Below are 16,590 nucleotides of genomic sequence, written 5' to 3'. Positions count from 1 at the left end.
AATCTAAAATAGGACAAGCCAATCTAAAATCTAAAATCTAAAATCTAAAATAGTACGAGGTGTGAGAAATGAACAGCATTATCAACTCAACTTACTTCCGTCGCGCTGGAACTTTCTGTGCCGGCTGCGCCCTCACTTTTGCTACATTCTGCGGCGGTTCAATGACCGCATTTGCCAGCGAACAGCACAACATAATTGCCAATAAAATTATGCTGTTGCAGCAATCCAACGAACGCTGGATTGAAATAGATTTGTCAAGACAAAGGTTAATAGCTTGGGAAGGAAATACACCCGTTTACGCGGTGATTATTTCCAGCGGCAAATCATCGACTCCCACCCGCACGGGAACCTTTGCCGTTGAAACCAAACACCGCGTTACTAGAATGACTGGGCCGGACTACGACGTGCCCGACGTTCCCTATACAATGTATTACGACGGAGGCATGGCAATTCACGGCGCTTACTGGCACAATTTGTTTGGCAATCCCGTTACTCACGGCTGCACAAATGTAGCTGTCAATCATGCTAAATGGCTATTTGAATGGGCATCGGTGGGAACACCCGTGGTGGTGCACAAATCTCAGGTTTAGGGAATTGGGAATTGGGCATCGGGCATCGGGCATAGTCGAACATTATTAGAACTTATGGTGGTCAGAAACCGGGTTTTTTTGCGAAATACTGCGTTACAGCCCTAGATTCGGTCAAAAACCCGGTTTCTTCGATCGGAGTTCATCAGTTCTGGTTTTTTTTAGCTTGCTGACTTTACTGCTGTTTTTATACTAATTCTCAAAACTCATGCAACAGTATCTGTAGGGTGCGTCGCCCTCAAAAATCTTAAAGAATATCCACAATCTTTGAGCGACGCACCTTACACGAGCGGGTGAGCGTAAACAAACCCACACTCATCATTGTTGCAAGACTTTAGATAATTGGTATTAACCACAATCCCAATTGTATAAAACTTTACTAAAATCTAATTGTCTGAGTGCTGATTCATTAATAAAAAAGTTACCTATACCCATATCTCCCCACTTGATATCTACTGTATCATTGCGATCGGTATCCATTTGGAATAGAAGAATATCTGACTTATGTTCCCGATCGCATTTACTGCTATATTCTCTAACATCATTTTGTACAAAATCAGGATAACCACCTATTTTATGACCACCAAAAGACGCTATTTTTAGGTATTCATCCTCTATTTCATGATTCATAAATAACTCATCAATTTCCGAGCCTAAAATTTCGGTACATTGGTAATCACTTGTACTAATCGGCGCATATTTTTTAGTAAATTGTAAGCTGCAACAGCCTGAGATAGGAAAAAGTTCGGGTTCCGGCAAAAAATCATAATTGGTAATGATGTTTTCAACTTTGAAGTCTGGCTGAGGAAAATACATTATTTTGAATCTGTCTTCGACTGTGGGATTATCTACATCGGCGGAATTGCCGAATTCTAAACCATATGGTTCATCGTCGGCTATATAAAACTGCAAAATCCCCCGATCGGGAAAACCATCTAAAGGCGGTATTTCATCAAAGTTGAGTTGCGCTAGCAAAAATAAATATTTACCGTCACAAGTTTTGGGATATTCAAAGCCTTTAGGTAAATAAGGAAATCCCCCAAATTTACTCTGCCACCAATTAACGTCATCATTATTCTGGGTTTGAATTTCGATGTAAGGTTTAATGGTAGCTTCGATTCTGTCGCGATACTTTTCTAGTTCTGGAGAGAGTGGACATTCTAGTTTGTAGTTCATCTGCTTTTAACAATTTTTTTTGAACGCAATCAGTAGGGTGCGCCGAAGCGCACCTTACCTGTAAAACCTATTCTTAACTTAGCTGCACCACGGGTTTATCCTCTAACAAAGTTTCATTTGTCAGCAAATCTTCCACGGTAATTCGCAAAAAGCGCTGTGCGTCCACGCGGAACAAAACTTTTATGCGATCGCTCCCCGGATACCCAGGCGGCGTCAATTGAGCGATGCTGCGTGCTCCTTCTTTATCATTTAGGGGCTGTACCGATGTTTGACCCGCGAGTTGGCGAGTAATTAGCCTGTCGCCGTCAAAATATATCTCCGTGCCGCCAGTTTCCGCTCCCAATTCGCCGATAATTAATTCTATACTAGGCTGATTTTCTAAAGAAGCTCCCAAGACTAATTCTACTGGTTCGCTCATCGGATAAGACTGGCCAGATTTAATTAAACTGTGCCAACTGTGGCAATTTTCGCGGCGGTTCCAGTAGCGAATTCCGTAACTGTGATAGAGAAAATCTTTGATTTCTATGCCTTGACTCAGTTGCAGAGCACCTTGGGCGATCGCCTCAAAGGGTTTGTCGCAGCGAATTTTTGCAGGATCGAAATATTGCTGCACCCAACGCCCGACAGCGGGAATTTGCACAGTACCGCCAACTAGCAAAACTGCGTCGATGTCGCCAATTTCTAAGCCTTGGCGCCGCGCTTGCTGCAATACTTGATTCATGCACTCGTCCAGTTTGTCAAAAAACTGATGTTCCGCGAGGATAGATTCAAAACGAGTTCGGTCTAATTCTAATTCGTAACTCTCAAAATTTTCGTCATCAAAATAAACCTCAACCGCCTGATTTACTAAAGACAACTGAATCTTTAACCGTTCTGCCAATCTCGTTGTAATGGGAGATTTTGCCAGCCCTTTTGTTTGCACAAAATAGTCAACCAGCCAATTATCAATATCAGAACCGCCTAAATTTTGTCCGGCTTTAGCCAAAACCCGGGCAACTTTTGTTTTTTGCGCTGAAGATTCAGCTAATAACTTTTCGCCCCACTTAAGAATAAAACCGAGTGGCTTTTTGTCGGAGGAAGCGTCCAAACGCACCAAAGAAAGGTCTAGAGTTCCGCCGCCGAAATCAATGACTAACAGATTTTCGCGATCGGCTAAACCGTAACCCAAAGCAGCCGCCGTAGGCTCGTCCACCATCCGCACCTGTTCTACTTGCAGAGATTGAGACACTTTGCCCAACCAATGGCGGTAAGCTTCAAAACTATCTACAGGCACTGTAAAAATCAAAGAGTCGATCGGCAAAGGCAGTTCCCGAATTGAGTTCACAATTTGGCTCAAATACCACTCACCTACTTGTTCAAAAGTAATAAGTTTCCCATCAAGTTCCGGCACAAAACCCTGAACAGAAGTGCCAATTCCCCGCTTAAAATTGCGAAAAAACCGAGAATCTCCACTCAAATCCCGGCCTTTGTCGCGGACTTGCTGACCGAGTATGACTTTACTTTGAGCAGCGTCCTCAACGTAGAGTAAACTGGGAATTAGGGGCGGATTTTGAGCCGAGATTGCCGACAATCCCGGTAATTTCAAAGTTTCGGGCTGCTGGAGGACTTGATTCCAGCGAGCGACGACGGTGTTGCTAGTTCCAAAGTCAATTGCGATCGTCATTCAGCCAAAATACACAGCTACTAGGGATTAGATTATATTATGGTATTTATAGCCGCAAATACAACCATAATATTATGACTCAATCCACTTTCTTTGAAACCGAGAACGAAGAGCCTGTACAGGGAATTACTGAAATTGCAGTATGCGGCTACAAGTCTATTTACGAAGAGTGCCAGATTGAAGTGCGATCGCTGACAATTCTAGCCGGTGCCAACAGTTCTGGTAAGTCTAGCATCATGCAGCCACTATTGCTGATGAAGCAAACGCTAGAAGCCCCTTACGACCCCGGTGGTTTAAAACTTGACGGGCCTAATGTTAAATTTACATCAGCAGAACAGGTATTGTCTAAACTGTCACCTGAAAACTACAACGATGAGTTTTACGTCAGGGTTAATCTAGAGAGAGATAATTTTTTGAAAAGCGTTTTCAGCAAGCAGCCAAAACCTGGTATTAGAATTGTCAAGGCAATTTACTGTTTTCCTGATAGCGATAAAATTATTACTATTTATCCGGGAATGCGACATCAAGAAGTGATTGAGCTTCTTCCCGAATACTTGGCGGAAAATTACTATACCTTATTAGATAATATTGAGGAAGAACCGCCACTATGGAGGGTGAGTAATGTGCGAGGTTTTCTCGACTTGCGACTTGGCGAAAGTCAGTTGGATTCGTCCCATTTGGCAATAAACTTTCAAAAACATATTCGCCAGATAATTCATGTTCCCGGATCAAGAGGCAATCCAGAACGCACCTACAATATCGCAGCATTTGGCAGTGAATTTACTGGAATTTTTGAAAATTATGTTGCTAGTATAGTTAATTCCTGGCAAGAAACGTGGGACGATCGACTGATAAAATTGGGTCAAGCCTTAGAACTCCTGAGACTCAATTGGAAAGTTGAAGCCAGACAGATTAATGACGTACAAATTGAACTGCTGGTAGGTCGTTTCTCCCGCAGCGGGAGTGCAAGCGATACGGTTAGTATTGCTGATGTTGGCTTTGGGGTATCGCAAACTTTGCCTATTTTAGTTGCCTTGCTTGTAGCAGAACCAGGACAATTAGTTTACCTAGAACAGCCGGAAATTCACTTGCATCCTCGCGCTCAAGCTGCTTTAGCAGAGATATTAGTTGATGCTGCAAATCGAGGTGTGCGAGTAGTTATAGAAACTCACAGCGAATTGCTGCTTTTAGCAGTTCAATCGTTAGTTGCCGAGGGTAAAATATTACCGGATTTAGTAAAACTTCACTGGTTTAAACGGCGCGACGATGGTGTTACAGAAGTCAGCAGTGCCGATTTAGACGAGACGGGAGCTTTTGGAGATTGGCCTGAAGATTTGGGCGATGTTTCTTTGCATCTAGAAAACCGCTATTTGGATGCAGCAGAAGCTGTTTTGTGGAAGCGTTAACATGGCAGATAAAGTTTCTAAACGCCTGGTAATAGATGCTTCTGTTGCGCGTGCTGCTGGTGGAGAAGATGCAACCTATCCCATATCGGTGTACTGTCGGGATTTTCTCGAAGCTGTCTTGCATCTTTCTCACCGAGTTGTGATGACTCCAGATATTAGAGATGAGTGGAACAAACATCAATCAAAATCTGCTCGTATATGGCTGCGCCGGATGGTGGCCAAGAAGAAATTATGTCCCTGCGATATCGCGGTAGATAATGATTTGTGGTGTCAAGTAGAAGCAATAGCCGAGAGCGATAAAGAGCGGGAAGTAATGGTTAAAGATTTGCGGTTGGTGGAAGCTGCGATCGCTACCGATCGCACAGTAATTTCACTTGATAACAAAGTGAGACAAAGTTTTGCTAAAGTAGCAGTAGATATTGATCCGCTTAAAGATATTATATGGGTAAATCCAGCCCAAATAGCAGAAAAACCCCTTGATTGGCTGCAAAATGGTGCTCAACCTGAAATAGAACGATCGCTCGGATTTCAGAAAGCAGACAACTGAGTAGATTTAGAGTAATTCCGGGTTAGTAGGATCGTCCGTGCGATCGCCATTTTACCAATTTTTAGTTGCAACAAATAAGCGCCACTTTTATAAGCGGCACAAAACTCATACCATTTTAAATTTTAGATTAAACACTTGGGAATGGCTGACGGCATAAGGGTTTGGAACACTGGCCTACAGTTGCATTGTTTCTTGAAAATGGTATAATCTGTCGGGCGCCACCAAGCTTTTTCGTTTGATCTCAATCCTATTTTTAAATGAAGCGTGAAAAATGCTGGATATGGGCGATCGCAAATCAGCACTATTGGCTCTAACACTGCTTGTACCTGCGGCTAGTATTGGTATCATAGCAGCCTTGTATATTGCCCCTGGAAGCTGGGGACAAACACTGTCAGTCTTTTGTCAAGTTTGGTTGCTAGTTTTTCCGATCGCGTGGTCTGTTTTTGTCGATCGCAAAAAGCTGCGTTTATCCCTGCCCAAGCGCCAAGAATTGCTGGATGGATCTATTTGGGGAATATTCATGTTTGCGGTAATTCTGGGTATCTATAGCCTTTTTGGCCAGCACTGGATCGATCCTGTAGTTGCTAAAGAAAAATCGTACCAATTAGGTATTAGCAGCCCTACTATTTACTTGATTGTAGAAGCATATTTTGTGCTAGTTAACTCGCTGATTGAAGAATTTACTTGGCGGTGGTTTGTCTGCAACAAGTGCCAGATTCTCATACCGGGCACAAAAGCAATATTTCTGAGTTCGCTATTTTTCAGCCTCCACCACATTTTTGTAATAGCAGCTTACAGCGACTGGCCGGCTGTTCTCTTAGGTTCCTTAGCTGTCTTCGCCGCCGGGATAATTTGGTCGCACTCTTATGTGACTTACCGTTCGCTTTGGTCGAGTTATATCAGCCACGCGATCGCAGATTTGGCCTTGGCAATTATTGGTTGGCAAATCCTCTTTAACTAGCTGCTTTTTCAGCGAGTATCGTCGGCAATTATACAGTAAAAATTGACACTTTTCCCAACTCGTTCTCCCGACTAATATCTCCCCCCCTCATCTGACAGAATTTCTGGGCGATTGCCAATCCCAAACCCGTACCGCCGTATCGGCGAGTAGTAGACTCGTCCGCTTGCCTAAAAGCTTGAAATACTCTCTCAATTTGCTCTGTATTCATTCCAATTCCAGTATCGCTGACTTTAAAACTAATCCATTCTTCAGCATCAGTCAATATCCGAACTCGGCTATTGACTGATGCTGTGCAATAATCGAACGTTCATATCTTCCCACAGGAAGATGCCTGCGGTTAAGGCATTTGCTTTTAATTCTAGGTTCGGTTTTGCTTGCGATCGCATAATTTTAGCTGCATGAAAACTGGCCCACATATCGCTACAAGCATCGGCGGCCCGGCCCCCAAGATCACACCGATTGTCATCTGGAATTGCCTACTTAGGAAAAATTATGCTTTCATAACATCAAATTTTTTGTAGGCGAAATCGTTTGATACATATCACGAAGCTGCTGCTACTGCTTAGGAGTCAAAGTTTGCACGATATAGGCCGATCCCCCTTGAGTATTCCTTTGATCTTTATAGGGTCATTTGATAAGTTGCTGCTCAAGTTTTGTTACGGTAATTACTTAGACTGGAATTGGGCAGGAACGCTACATATACTCTGCCCGGCAGTGGCAGTTTCTTGTGGCAAATTTTTCAGGCGATCGCCTTTTATTAACAAATTTAAAACTCAGGCAGCTAATTAAATTTATATCGGTGAAACTCTATGTTCTGTAGCACGATTGGGCAACCTATTTTTTCAAACAGTGGACGAATCAACCAGGTTTTTTCATGAACATACGAAAACTGAGGGCGAGGGATATCGCTTGAAAAACAGGGTTTCTCCCCTCATTCGCGCGTCCACGACGCTGATTCGGGCGATCGCGCCCCTGCAGGTATCTGAGAAAACCACCATCTCTGAATCTTGAAAAAATAGGATAGTGTATCAAGCAATACCGACACCACAGTTACCAAAAAATCATAGCCACCGATCGATATTTAGATGTGTTATATCGATGGGGAAATCACCATTCTCAAGGTAAGAATTTCCCTCTTGAATGCAGTATAAAATTTGGCCAAAGGCGATGTCAATATCCTGCGTATTGTTGTTAATGCTACCTTTATCCCCACATTAAAAGTTGGCTGATATTCGGTTTCCCGTACATCCCTGTCCGTTGGATAGTAAATGATGTTATCTTTAACAGATGCTGTGGTCTAGCTTGGTGTTTGTGGCGAACAAAGCTCCTACTTGATGAGGTATCCATCTTAGGGAAGAAATTTCGCTTACCTGCAAATTATCCCTATGGGAACTGTTCCGTGATCGCATCCATCGTTATTATCATTGCAATGACAGCGAAGTTTTGGTAGATAGATATTGGGGTGTTGCGAACAGTCACTCGGTTAGATTCTATGTAAACACCAGGAAAGCGGTAATTAATATTCACCCGCCCCTCTTTCCTTTAGGGCTCTAAAATCAGCGCTGGTAGCAGCGTCGTACGCGAGCCGGAGTCTTCAGCGGGACTTAAAAATGAAAATCACCTTTGTTCTTCCTACTCTGTCTCTGACTGGTGGAATACGAGTAATATCTATTTTCGCAGAACGTTTGAGAAAGCGAGGACACTCCGTGTTCGTCATCTCTCTACCCCACCCCCAACCGAGTATGCGCCAGCAAGTCAAGTCGCTGCTGCGGGGACGCGGTTGGATTTCCCCACCTGAAAACGAACCCTCATTTTTCGATAACTTAGGTGTAGAACACAAAATTACCGATCACTACCGCCCGGTAGAAGACAAAGATGTACCTGATGCTGACGTAGTAGTTGCAACCTGGTGGGAAACCGCCGAGTGGGTAGCCAAACTCTCTCCCAGCAAAGGAGCCAAAGCTTATTTTATCCAGCACCACGAAGTTTTTGACTATCTACCTCAAGGTAGAGTAGAAGCAACCTGGATGCTGCCCATGCACAAAATTACGATCTCTCAGTGGTTAGTTAACCTAGCTTGGACTAAATATGGCGATGACCAAGTTTCCTTAGCTCCTCCTACCGTGGACACCAAGCAATTTTACGCCTGTCCTCGCAACAAACAATCGGTTCCTACAGTTGGCATAATGTACTCTACAATCTACTGGAAAGGAACCGACATCGCCCTCAAAGCTTTTTCCCTAGCAGCAGAAAAGATCCCCAACCTGCGTTTGGTTGCCTTCGGTACAGGGGCCCCCTCCTCGGAATTGCCCTTACCGGCCAATGCTGAGTATGTAATTCAACCCGACCAAGACAAAATCAAAGACTATTACAGCAAATGCGATGCTTGGCTGCTGGCGAGCCGCTCAGAAGGCTTTGGCTTGCCCATTATTGAAGCGATGGCGTGCCGCACTCCCGTCATCAGTACCCCCGCAGGCGCTGCTCCTGAAATTTTGAGCGGCGGTACTGGCATACTTGTAAGACCAGAAGATCCCGAAGAAATGGCAAAAGCCATAGAGCGTATCTGTCAGATGCCAAATTCCAAGTGGCAAGCCATGTCCGAAGCCGCCTATGCCAAGGTGAACAATTATACTTGGGATGATGCCGCGGCTCATTTTGAAGCGGCATTGAAAGTTGCTGTAGAGAAATCTAAGCAGCGCGAGGTTAACATAGATTCCTTTTCTCCCTATGCCGACCCAGTAGTGGCAAACCCACCAATTCCGGTTTGCTAACTGCAGCCATTTGAAATTCTGCGCTAGCCACTCGCTGTGGGGCGGGATTCTCAGCAGAAACTCAATATCGTTTGGTGGGGTGCTTCTGCCAAAACTAAAATCGCCCATATCCTGTTTTCTACCCAGCAGTCTAGAGACGAATTCTGACTGCAGCGACGAGGGAATACTGGTTATATATTGATGCCAAAATCTGAACCAGAGGGCAACGGAGGTTTTAAGGCTGGCTCCGTTACAGGTTAAACTTGTCTTGTCGTCAAACATCTGCCCATTTGTAATTGGGAAAAGTCCCTGACGACAAAGTAAGATCGGCTTGACTATCAAGTGACGATCCCTCCTGCAGACACCCGCACCCTGCAGAAAAGCCAAAAGAGGCTGGTAAGTGCGAACTTGCTGTTATGGAGGAGTTTTAACCAGTATCCATCTTCAGCATCTACTCATGAAAATTACTTTTGTCCTTCCTACCCTTAGTCTTACAGGTGGCATGAGGGTGTTATCTATTTACACAGAACTGCTGCAAAAGCGAGGACACAAAATATTTATCGTCTCTCAACCCCCGTGGCAACCGGCTTTGATCCAACAATTGCGCTCGTTGCTGAGGGGTAGGGGTTGGGAGTCCCCTCCCAAGACACCAAAGTCTCACTTTGATAAAGTGGAGGTCGAAAGTCGAGTTCTCGAAACCAACCGCCCAATTACCGATGTGGACGTACCTGATGCCGATATTGTCATGGCTACTTGGTGGGAAACTGCCGAGTGGGTGGCAAAACTCTCTCCCAGCAAAGGAACGAAAGTATATTTTCTCCAACATTATGAGGCTTTTGACTACGTACCAAAAGGTCGAGTAGAGGCAACTTGGCTGCTGCCGATGCACAAAATCGCTGTGGCCCAGTGGCTGGCCGACATAGCTCGGAATAAATACGGCGATTTGTCTGTATCTCTCGTCCCTCCCAGCGTGGACACCAAACAGTTTTACGACCCCCAGTCGCGAGCGAAGCAGCCGCGAGGCAAGCAATTAGTTCCCACAGTCGGGATGTACTATACTACAACTCCTTGGAAAGGCTGCGCTCTGGCCCTGAAAGCTTTCTCAATAGCTGCTGAAAAAAATCCTAACCTTCGTTTAGTTGCCTTTGGTTCCGGCGATACTCCTCCTCCCAATTTTCTGCCGCCTGGTACTGAGTATAATAAAGCACCTACTCAAGACCAACTAAAAGAATTTTACAGCAAATGCGATGCTTGGCTGTTTGCCAGCAGCTCCGAAGGCTTCGGCTTGCCAATTTTAGAAGCTATGGCTTGCGGCACTCCAGTCATCGGCACTCCTGCTGGTGCGGCTCCGGAACTACTTGCTGGCGGGGGTGGCATACTTGTCAAGCCAGAAGACCCAGAGGATATGGCAAAAGCGATCGAGCAGATTTGTCACTTGCCTGATGCCGAATGGCGCGCAATGTCCGAGACTGCTTTGGAGACGGTAATAAATTATTCTTGGGAGGATGCAACTAATCTCTTCGAGGCGGCACTATACACTGCTTTGGAACGTCAGGCACAATTAACGAACAAGACGTAAAATTGAGGTTGATTTAAAAGATTGGGGTTGGGCGATCGTTTAAGCGACAATTTTTATCGGGCAATTTGAGTTGTCTTTCTACAATTTTACTGCCAAAAAAGACCTATGGTTGCATTAATCCCAGTTGCTATGTTCGGCTTTATTCCAGTCGTTTTTTACCTGTTTGTGAGGTTTCCGGCTCAGCGGGCGGTAATTATAAGTTTTGTGGCAGCGTGGCTGTTTTTACCGCAAGCTTCTTATCCCATCCCCCTATTGCCAGCGTATACCAAAATCTCCGCAGCTTGCTACGGCATTTTGCTGGGGACTCTTATCTACGATACTTCGCGCATCACCTCTTTTAAGCCCGGTTGGCTGGACGTGCCAATGGTAATTTACTGTTTGTGCCCAATCGTTTCACAACTTAGTAATGGTGGCAGCCCGATTTCTCCGACTCTCAACCAAATCGTTGCTTGGGGTCTGCCTTATTTTTTAGGACGCTTGTATGTGGGTAGTTTAGACGGGCTGCGACAATTGGCGATCGGGATTTTTGCAGGTGGGTTAGCCTACATCCCTTTTACTTTAATTGAAGGGGTTAAGGGCCCAACTCTGCACCAAATGGTTTACGGCGTCAATGCCTTTGAGGACTGGGGTCAAGCAAGGCGTTTGGGGGGGTGGAGACCAGTAGTGTTTATGCAGCACGGTTTGATGGTGGGGCTGTGGATGATGACAGCCGCCTTAATTGCAGTTTGGCTTTGGCAAACAGGGACGCTCAAAAAGTTTATGGGGCGTAACATCAAGACTTTAGCAATTATATTAACTATCGCTTTTTTCCTGTGCCGTTCGACTGGCGCCTACAGTTTATTTGTATTCGCGTTGATCGTATTATTCTCTGCCAAGTGGTTTCGCACCTCTTTGCCCCTACTATTCATAATTGGATATATAGTGTTTTATCTGTACATAGCTGCATCGGGTCAATTTTCTAGCAAAGACGTGATTGGCTTCATCACTCAAATATTTGGCGAAGAACGAGCCGGCTCTTTGAAGTTTAGATTTGACATGGAAGAGATTTTGGGGGAAAAAGCGCGGCAAAGCTTTCTTTTTGGCTGGGGCGATTCCGGCGGGAACCGTGTGTATAGCGAGTGGGGTCAAGATATCTCAGTCACCGACAGCTTATGGATTATTGCATTTGGCGTCCACGGTGTAGTCGGTTTAGTTAGTTTATTTTCTTCATTGTTACTTCCTGTTATCGTCTTTTGCGTGAAGTATCCCGCCAGAACCTGGTCTAATCCCAAAGTAGCGCCCGCTGCCGCCCTGGGAGTAGCCTTAACTATGTACGTGTTTGACTGTGTTTTGAACGCTATGACTAACCCGATTTTTGCGCTGATTGCTGGAGCAATATCGGGTCTGGTCTTAAAAGCTCCAGAAAGTCTTAAGCCCAAGAAAACCAGTTCGCCACCAAGAAGACAGTCGCTGGTTCAGCAAAAATTAGGATGATTTTCAGGAATGCGATCGCCGCTTCACTTCAAGCTTGACACTATCTTGCCTTCCGTGGAGACAACAACTAAAAAATCTACCATTTTTGCATGAAATCAAGTTCGGAAGTTGCGAGATATTTCTCACTAGGCTAAAATTTTAATCTCATAAACTCTTTTTTACATTCAGTTGCCATGCTTCAACAAGTATGAGCACGGGATGGCTTTTTTATTAAAACTGTGTTGCGAGTTGTAAACTTAAAAATTCGCTTTATACACTTTTTCTAAAACGAGCTGATTCTTTACATAATCTTTAAAAATCCTGAGTAGACAGGTAGGGTCTAGGAGGATATACTGAGAAAAGTATGTTCACTGAAGCCCCCAAGTAGTTAAAACCCGAAACTGTATTGTGGGTTATAATAGTTTGAGTTGTAGTTTATTAATCTAAAGCGGCAAGGGCATCATAAATGAAAACAGTTAATTTATTGAATGTCTCGATAGATAACTTCTCAATAACAGAGTTGTTTGAAAAACTCGACTGCGAAGGCGGTGTTGTATTTACGCCAAATGTAGACCACTTGATTAAGTTGCAGAATGACCGCGACTTCTATGAAGCTTACAATAAATCTAGTTATAGAGTCTGCGACAGTCAAATATTGATGTATGCCTCGAAGTTTTTGGGTACTCCTCTCAAAGAAAAAATTTCAGGTTCGGATTTGTTTCCTGCATTTTATATGTATCACAAAGATAACGAGAAGATTAAAATATTTTTGCTAGGAGCTGCTGAAGGTATTGCTAGGAAAGCCCAGGAAAAAATTAACCAAAAAATTGGTAGAGAAATAGTGGTTGAAGCACTTTCTCCTTCTTTTGGCTTTGAAAAAAATGAGGAAGAATGTGAAACAATAATTGACGCGATCAATAAATCAGGAGCGACAGTTCTGGCAATAGGGGTGGGGTCCCCCAAGCAAGAGAAGTGGCTGGTTAAATACAGGAGCAAATTTACACACGTCAAAATTTTCTTAGGGATAGGTGCAACCATTGATTTTGAAGCTGGTTCCAAAGCCAGAGCTCCCAAATGGATGAGCGAAGTCGGCATAGAATGGGCGTACCGACTGTTAAGTGAACCGAGAAGGTTGTGGAAAAGATATTTGATTGAAGGTCTGCCTTTTTTCCGATTAATCTTAGAACAAAAATTAGGGTTTTATAAAATGCCTTTCATGGAGAGCAAAACCAGCCAGCTAGAATGGAAAGGTGGCTCCTAAAAAGGTGAGCGACAAATCTCTAGCGTAAATTAAGCTGAGTATCGGAGAAAGTTCGTTTGACTTCAAGGTAAGACTGATGCAATCTGTGGATAGTCCGATCGCACTTTCTCTCAAAATAATTCATTTTTGCTTTCAAGTGCAGGTAAAATCGGAAAGAAACCTTTTGTGGAAAATCCTAATTAGGGATGCAACCGATGAATCTGCCTTCTTTCTTGTGGTTGTGGAAAATAGCGGCTTGGTCAATGGGTGTTTCCCTGTTGGCTTACCTGTTGCTGGCCGTTACTGGAACGTGGATGTTTGCCGCTAGGAGTACCAAACAACCGCGCCCAAAATGGCTGCGTCCCTTTCATTTAGCCACTGGTGCGGGGATGGCGACTTTGGTAATTTTACTGCTGGGAATTGGTGTAGTCGGTACGCTAGGATACTACGGCAATTTGGGTCACTCGGCTCATTTACCGGCGGGGTTAGCTGTTGTGGCTTTGGTGTTGGTTTCTGTTGGAAGCGGGCTGCAAATTGGCCCTAAACATCCTTGGGCGCGTCCCCTCCACATCGGCACTAATGTGGCCTTGTTTGGGGGATTTGTGACTGTGTTGCTTACAGGATGGACGATAGTACAAAAGTATTTGCCGAAAGTTTGAAACCTGTCTATTTGAACTCAAAGTATACCAATGTGCAAGGGAAAACATATATGTAAGGTGCGCCGCAGCGCACCCTAGGTTTAATTTTTTTGCGTGAGTCCGCTTTTTGTGATGAATTCTAAAATATGCTGCGCGGTAATCTGTGGCTTTTCTAAGTGGGGAACGTGCCCGCAGTCGGGTATCCAAATTAGTTGAGAATTTGCGATCGCCCTGGCAAACTTTTCCGCATCCGCCGTCCCCAAAATCCGGTCTTGTTTTCCCCACAAAATCAGCGTCTGCTGCTGAATTTGCGATAATTTTTCCCCAAAACCACCGTAACCGCCGCTTTGGGTAAACGCAATTAAAGCTTGATTCCAGTTGGGCATTTCCAAATGTAAAGCAGCACAAGTTTGAGCGTCTAGAGAAGCCAAATTTTTATCGAAATAAGCATTGACGCTAATTCGCTGGCGAATTTTGGGATTGCGTAAAAATGAAGTTGCCAGATATCCTAAAGGAGGAATTAAAAACTTTCCCTTATTAGAACTGATGGCAAAACCTGCGCTATCTATTAACACTAATTGTTTTACAGCTTCGGGATAATTGAGAGTGAAATCAATTGCGGCTGCACCTCCCATTGAAGCACCGACTAAGATTACAGGCTGCGAAATTAGCGTTTTCCAAAAATAGTAAAGGTGACTTTCAATTGCCCTCGCGCTGAATGCCAAACCAGCCGATCTTTCTGTAAAGCCAAAACCCAACAAATCAACCGCCCAAGTTTCATTTTCGGCAGCCAGCAGCGGCAACAGGCGGCGGAATTCAAACAAGGAACTGTCGAAGCCGTGAAGTAGTAAAATCGGTGTGTTGCCGCTGCCTTGGCGCACGTAGGTTGTGGCAATTGGCCCAGAAGATAGGGGAGTTGTAATTGCCTCTCGTTGAATGCTTTGGGCTAAGGCAATTGAGGTAGATTCTGTGAGTTGTGCGATCGATTTTGGCAGAAAACTTGCTGGCATAATTCTTGATAAATTGTGAATCGGTAGGGGCGATGCCACTCTGTCCGCCCTAACATTTAAGTATATATGCTTGCTCGATCGCTATTTGAGGAGTTGGGGCGAGTCATTAAAATTCGATCGATACTCAGTATCCCTCAGCCCCCGCTAAGGCTGAGTTTGTTAACCGGATGTTAAAATATTTTATAATCGTTGCCAATAATTCCTTTTTAATCTCCTATTACCTTCCTCTGCATCAAGAACGCCTCTGCGTTTCATTCAAAAAAACTAATTGACAAATCCAATAAAATTAGCATACCATTTACTCACACATCTGAACATATGTTAAATATTTTTTACAATTATTCTAAAATCTCACAAATAAACTGATGATAACTCAAACTCCATCCCTCAAAACCCTACCAACTAAAATTGGCAGAATAAACTGGGGGAACTGCGGCAAAACAGTAGAAGCAGGTCTGCAAAAATGGCCCGAAATTTCCGAGATTTATCTAGTCTTGGCCACAGAAATTTTCGGTGTCACTTGAACAGGGAATAGCAATTGCGACCTAAAATTTAAAAGTTAAAATTGCTTGCCGGCTGTGTAGAGACAGCCAAAGATTCAGTATTTTTTCGCCCACTTGTTCTGGATAGAAGTGGTGAAAAAAATGCCTACCCTCTTTACATTCCCAAAGTCGAGATCCTTTTTTCAGAAACTTAAGCCAGCGGCGCATGACAATAGGGGATACTACAAAGTCTGTCTTGCTACTGCATAACAACAAAGGTACTTCTACCCCCTCATCGGATAAATTGGTCGTACTAAATAACGAGTGAGGCGAAGGCGAAAGTGCTAAATCTTTTTCAAAATATGATACAAATCTTTGATTGATATACTGATTTTGTTCTCCCAGCATATCGCCAACCATTTGAGTTAAAATTTGTTCGCGACTCCAGGAAAAAGCAGAAAGATGTGTATAGTAATGAGCTTGCCAATTAATAGCAGATGGCAAGCCGACAGCTAACAGTCCCAAAGAGCTGACTTTGTGAGGATAGCGGCGGGCATACATTAAACCAATTAGTCCGCTGGTACTGTGACCGATTAGATGAATTGGGCGATTCCGCGCTTTCAAATAGTGATGTAGTAGCTCAACGGCGACATCTAAAGAACACGCTTCATCTTGCGTTTGTTCGTATTCCCATATTTGTATTGGTACTGACTGATTTAAGTAGTTAAGGAGAGAAAGATCGAATAATTGCAAACTCGGACTGGCACTTAGCCACAGCACATCATCTGAAGTATATCTCATCACTTTCAAGTGGGAAATGGAGCTATTAATAATTTTAACTCGTTCCCAGGCTATTCTTGGAAACCGATATCCAAAGGCTTTGCCTCGCGGAGTAAAATTGGAGGCAGAGCCCCCCGATCTGCGTTACCAGGCCGATCCTGGTAAGTAGGTCGGCGGGAAAATCCATAAGTATGTAACAAAATATTAAGTCGGGTGACTGGACTTGAATTTAATACGTTGTGTAGGGTAATCTCCTCTTTTTCCTCTAACTTCTACTCCATGAATTACGGCGTAGGCGAGTTCTAATTCATCCTCAAAC

Annotated in this window: 15 protein-coding genes; 10 read left to right on the top strand and 5 right to left on the bottom strand. The window is 44.0% G+C overall.

Annotated elements, in window-relative coordinates; translation table 11 throughout:
• Positions 1–68: 68 nt before the first annotated feature.
• Positions 69–590 carry a L,D-transpeptidase gene (locus tag QUA00_RS23225; protein WP_333140838.1) on the top strand — a complete coding sequence of 174 codons (522 nt, stop codon included), beginning with the start codon at positions 69–71 and terminating at the stop codon, positions 588–590.
• A gap of 345 nt (positions 591–935) precedes the next feature.
• On the opposite strand, the gene QUA00_RS23220 is transcribed toward QUA00_RS23225, so the two are convergent.
• Both QUA00_RS23220 and QUA00_RS23215 read right to left on the bottom strand, forming a co-directional pair.
• Positions 936–1,763, bottom strand: a complete 828-nt coding sequence (locus tag QUA00_RS23220) for a YwqG family protein (RefSeq protein ID WP_333411253.1) — start codon at positions 1,761–1,763, stop codon at positions 936–938.
• A gap of 73 nt (positions 1,764–1,836) precedes the next feature.
• On the bottom strand, positions 1,837–3,426 hold the full coding sequence (locus QUA00_RS23215; protein ID WP_333411252.1) for an Hsp70 family protein: 1,590 nt from the start codon (positions 3,424–3,426) through the stop codon (positions 1,837–1,839).
• A gap of 74 nt (positions 3,427–3,500) precedes the next feature.
• Between QUA00_RS23215 and QUA00_RS23210 the strand changes: the two genes are divergently transcribed.
• From QUA00_RS23210 to QUA00_RS23200, 3 genes are all read left to right on the top strand, one after another.
• A complete protein-coding gene (locus tag QUA00_RS23210) occupies positions 3,501–4,832 on the top strand; it encodes an AAA family ATPase (protein ID WP_333411251.1) in 1,332 nt (443 codons plus the stop codon).
• Position 4,833: 1 nt separating this feature from the next.
• Complete coding sequence (locus QUA00_RS23205; RefSeq protein WP_333411250.1) at positions 4,834–5,379, top strand: hypothetical protein; 546 nt, start codon at positions 4,834–4,836, stop codon at positions 5,377–5,379.
• Positions 5,380–5,650: 271 nt separating this feature from the next.
• A complete protein-coding gene (locus tag QUA00_RS23200; RefSeq protein WP_333411249.1) occupies positions 5,651–6,340 on the top strand; it encodes a type II CAAX endopeptidase family protein in 690 nt (229 codons plus the stop codon).
• A gap of 28 nt (positions 6,341–6,368) precedes the next feature.
• Here the strand turns inward: QUA00_RS23200 and QUA00_RS23195 are convergent, their stop codons facing one another.
• Positions 6,369–6,602 carry an ATP-binding protein gene (locus QUA00_RS23195; protein WP_333306161.1) on the bottom strand — a complete coding sequence of 78 codons (234 nt, stop codon included), beginning with the start codon at positions 6,600–6,602 and terminating at the stop codon, positions 6,369–6,371.
• 1,348 nt (positions 6,603–7,950) lie between these two features.
• Here QUA00_RS23195 and QUA00_RS23190 point away from each other — a divergent pair.
• The 5 genes from QUA00_RS23190 (at position 7,951) to QUA00_RS23170 (ending at position 14,020) form a co-directional block, all read left to right on the top strand.
• Positions 7,951–9,111, top strand: a complete 1,161-nt coding sequence (locus QUA00_RS23190; protein ID WP_333140846.1) for a glycosyltransferase family 4 protein — start codon at positions 7,951–7,953, stop codon at positions 9,109–9,111.
• Positions 9,112–9,547: 436 nt separating this feature from the next.
• Positions 9,548–10,669 (top strand): glycosyltransferase family 4 protein, encoded by a 1,122-nt coding sequence (locus QUA00_RS23185; protein WP_333140848.1) that lies wholly within the window; start codon positions 9,548–9,550, stop codon positions 10,667–10,669.
• A gap of 105 nt (positions 10,670–10,774) precedes the next feature.
• Positions 10,775–12,142, top strand: a complete 1,368-nt coding sequence (locus QUA00_RS23180) for an O-antigen ligase domain-containing protein (protein WP_333140850.1) — start codon at positions 10,775–10,777, stop codon at positions 12,140–12,142.
• Positions 12,143–12,587: 445 nt separating this feature from the next.
• Complete coding sequence (locus QUA00_RS23175; RefSeq protein ID WP_333411248.1) at positions 12,588–13,382, top strand: WecB/TagA/CpsF family glycosyltransferase; 795 nt, start codon at positions 12,588–12,590, stop codon at positions 13,380–13,382.
• 194 nt (positions 13,383–13,576) lie between these two features.
• A complete protein-coding gene (locus QUA00_RS23170; RefSeq protein ID WP_333140855.1) occupies positions 13,577–14,020 on the top strand; it encodes a DUF4079 domain-containing protein in 444 nt (147 codons plus the stop codon).
• A gap of 80 nt (positions 14,021–14,100) precedes the next feature.
• On the opposite strand, the gene QUA00_RS23165 is transcribed toward QUA00_RS23170, so the two are convergent.
• On the bottom strand, positions 14,101–15,009 hold the full coding sequence (locus QUA00_RS23165; RefSeq protein WP_333411247.1) for an alpha/beta hydrolase: 909 nt from the start codon (positions 15,007–15,009) through the stop codon (positions 14,101–14,103).
• Between the two features lie 365 nt (positions 15,010–15,374).
• Between QUA00_RS23165 and QUA00_RS23160 the strand changes: the two genes are divergently transcribed.
• A complete protein-coding gene (locus QUA00_RS23160; RefSeq protein WP_333411246.1) occupies positions 15,375–15,533 on the top strand; it encodes a hypothetical protein in 159 nt (52 codons plus the stop codon).
• Between the two features lie 21 nt (positions 15,534–15,554).
• Here QUA00_RS23160 and QUA00_RS23155 read toward each other — a convergent pair whose 3' ends face one another.
• The gene (locus QUA00_RS23155) at positions 15,555–16,292 is read right to left on the bottom strand and encodes an alpha/beta hydrolase (protein ID WP_333411245.1); all 738 of its coding nucleotides are present in this window, start codon (positions 16,290–16,292) and stop codon (positions 15,555–15,557) included.
• Positions 16,293–16,590 lie beyond the last annotated feature (298 nt).

It is taken from the genome of Microcoleus sp. T2B6 (assembly GCF_036700475.1).
GTDB lineage: Bacteria > Cyanobacteriota > Cyanobacteriia > Cyanobacteriales > Microcoleaceae > Microcoleus.
The sequence above is the reverse complement of the archived record's forward strand: the minus strand, read 5'-3'. Positions and strand labels throughout refer to the sequence as shown.

Bases quoted from the DNA above. Each gene is read 5' to 3' on its own strand.
- QUA00_RS23225 (WP_333140838.1), top strand. From the start codon at position 69: ATGAACAGCATTATCAACTCAACTTACTTCCGTCGCGCTGGAACTTTC.
- QUA00_RS23220 (WP_333411253.1), bottom strand. From the start codon at position 1,763: ATGAACTACAAACTAGAATGTCCACTCTCTCCAGAACTAGAAAAGTAT.
- QUA00_RS23215 (WP_333411252.1), bottom strand. From the start codon at position 3,426: ATGACGATCGCAATTGACTTTGGAACTAGCAACACCGTCGTCGCTCGC.
- QUA00_RS23210 (WP_333411251.1), top strand. From the start codon at position 3,501: ATGACTCAATCCACTTTCTTTGAAACCGAGAACGAAGAGCCTGTACAG.
- QUA00_RS23205 (WP_333411250.1), top strand. From the start codon at position 4,834: ATGGCAGATAAAGTTTCTAAACGCCTGGTAATAGATGCTTCTGTTGCG.
- QUA00_RS23200 (WP_333411249.1), top strand. From the start codon at position 5,651: ATGCTGGATATGGGCGATCGCAAATCAGCACTATTGGCTCTAACACTG.
- QUA00_RS23190 (WP_333140846.1), top strand. From the start codon at position 7,951: ATGAAAATCACCTTTGTTCTTCCTACTCTGTCTCTGACTGGTGGAATA.
- QUA00_RS23185 (WP_333140848.1), top strand. From the start codon at position 9,548: ATGAAAATTACTTTTGTCCTTCCTACCCTTAGTCTTACAGGTGGCATG.
- QUA00_RS23180 (WP_333140850.1), top strand. From the start codon at position 10,775: ATGGTTGCATTAATCCCAGTTGCTATGTTCGGCTTTATTCCAGTCGTT.
- QUA00_RS23175 (WP_333411248.1), top strand. From the start codon at position 12,588: ATGAAAACAGTTAATTTATTGAATGTCTCGATAGATAACTTCTCAATA.
- QUA00_RS23170 (WP_333140855.1), top strand. From the start codon at position 13,577: ATGAATCTGCCTTCTTTCTTGTGGTTGTGGAAAATAGCGGCTTGGTCA.
- QUA00_RS23165 (WP_333411247.1), bottom strand. From the start codon at position 15,009: ATGCCAGCAAGTTTTCTGCCAAAATCGATCGCACAACTCACAGAATCT.
- QUA00_RS23160 (WP_333411246.1), top strand. From the start codon at position 15,375: ATGATAACTCAAACTCCATCCCTCAAAACCCTACCAACTAAAATTGGC.
- QUA00_RS23155 (WP_333411245.1), bottom strand. From the start codon at position 16,292: ATGAGATATACTTCAGATGATGTGCTGTGGCTAAGTGCCAGTCCGAGT.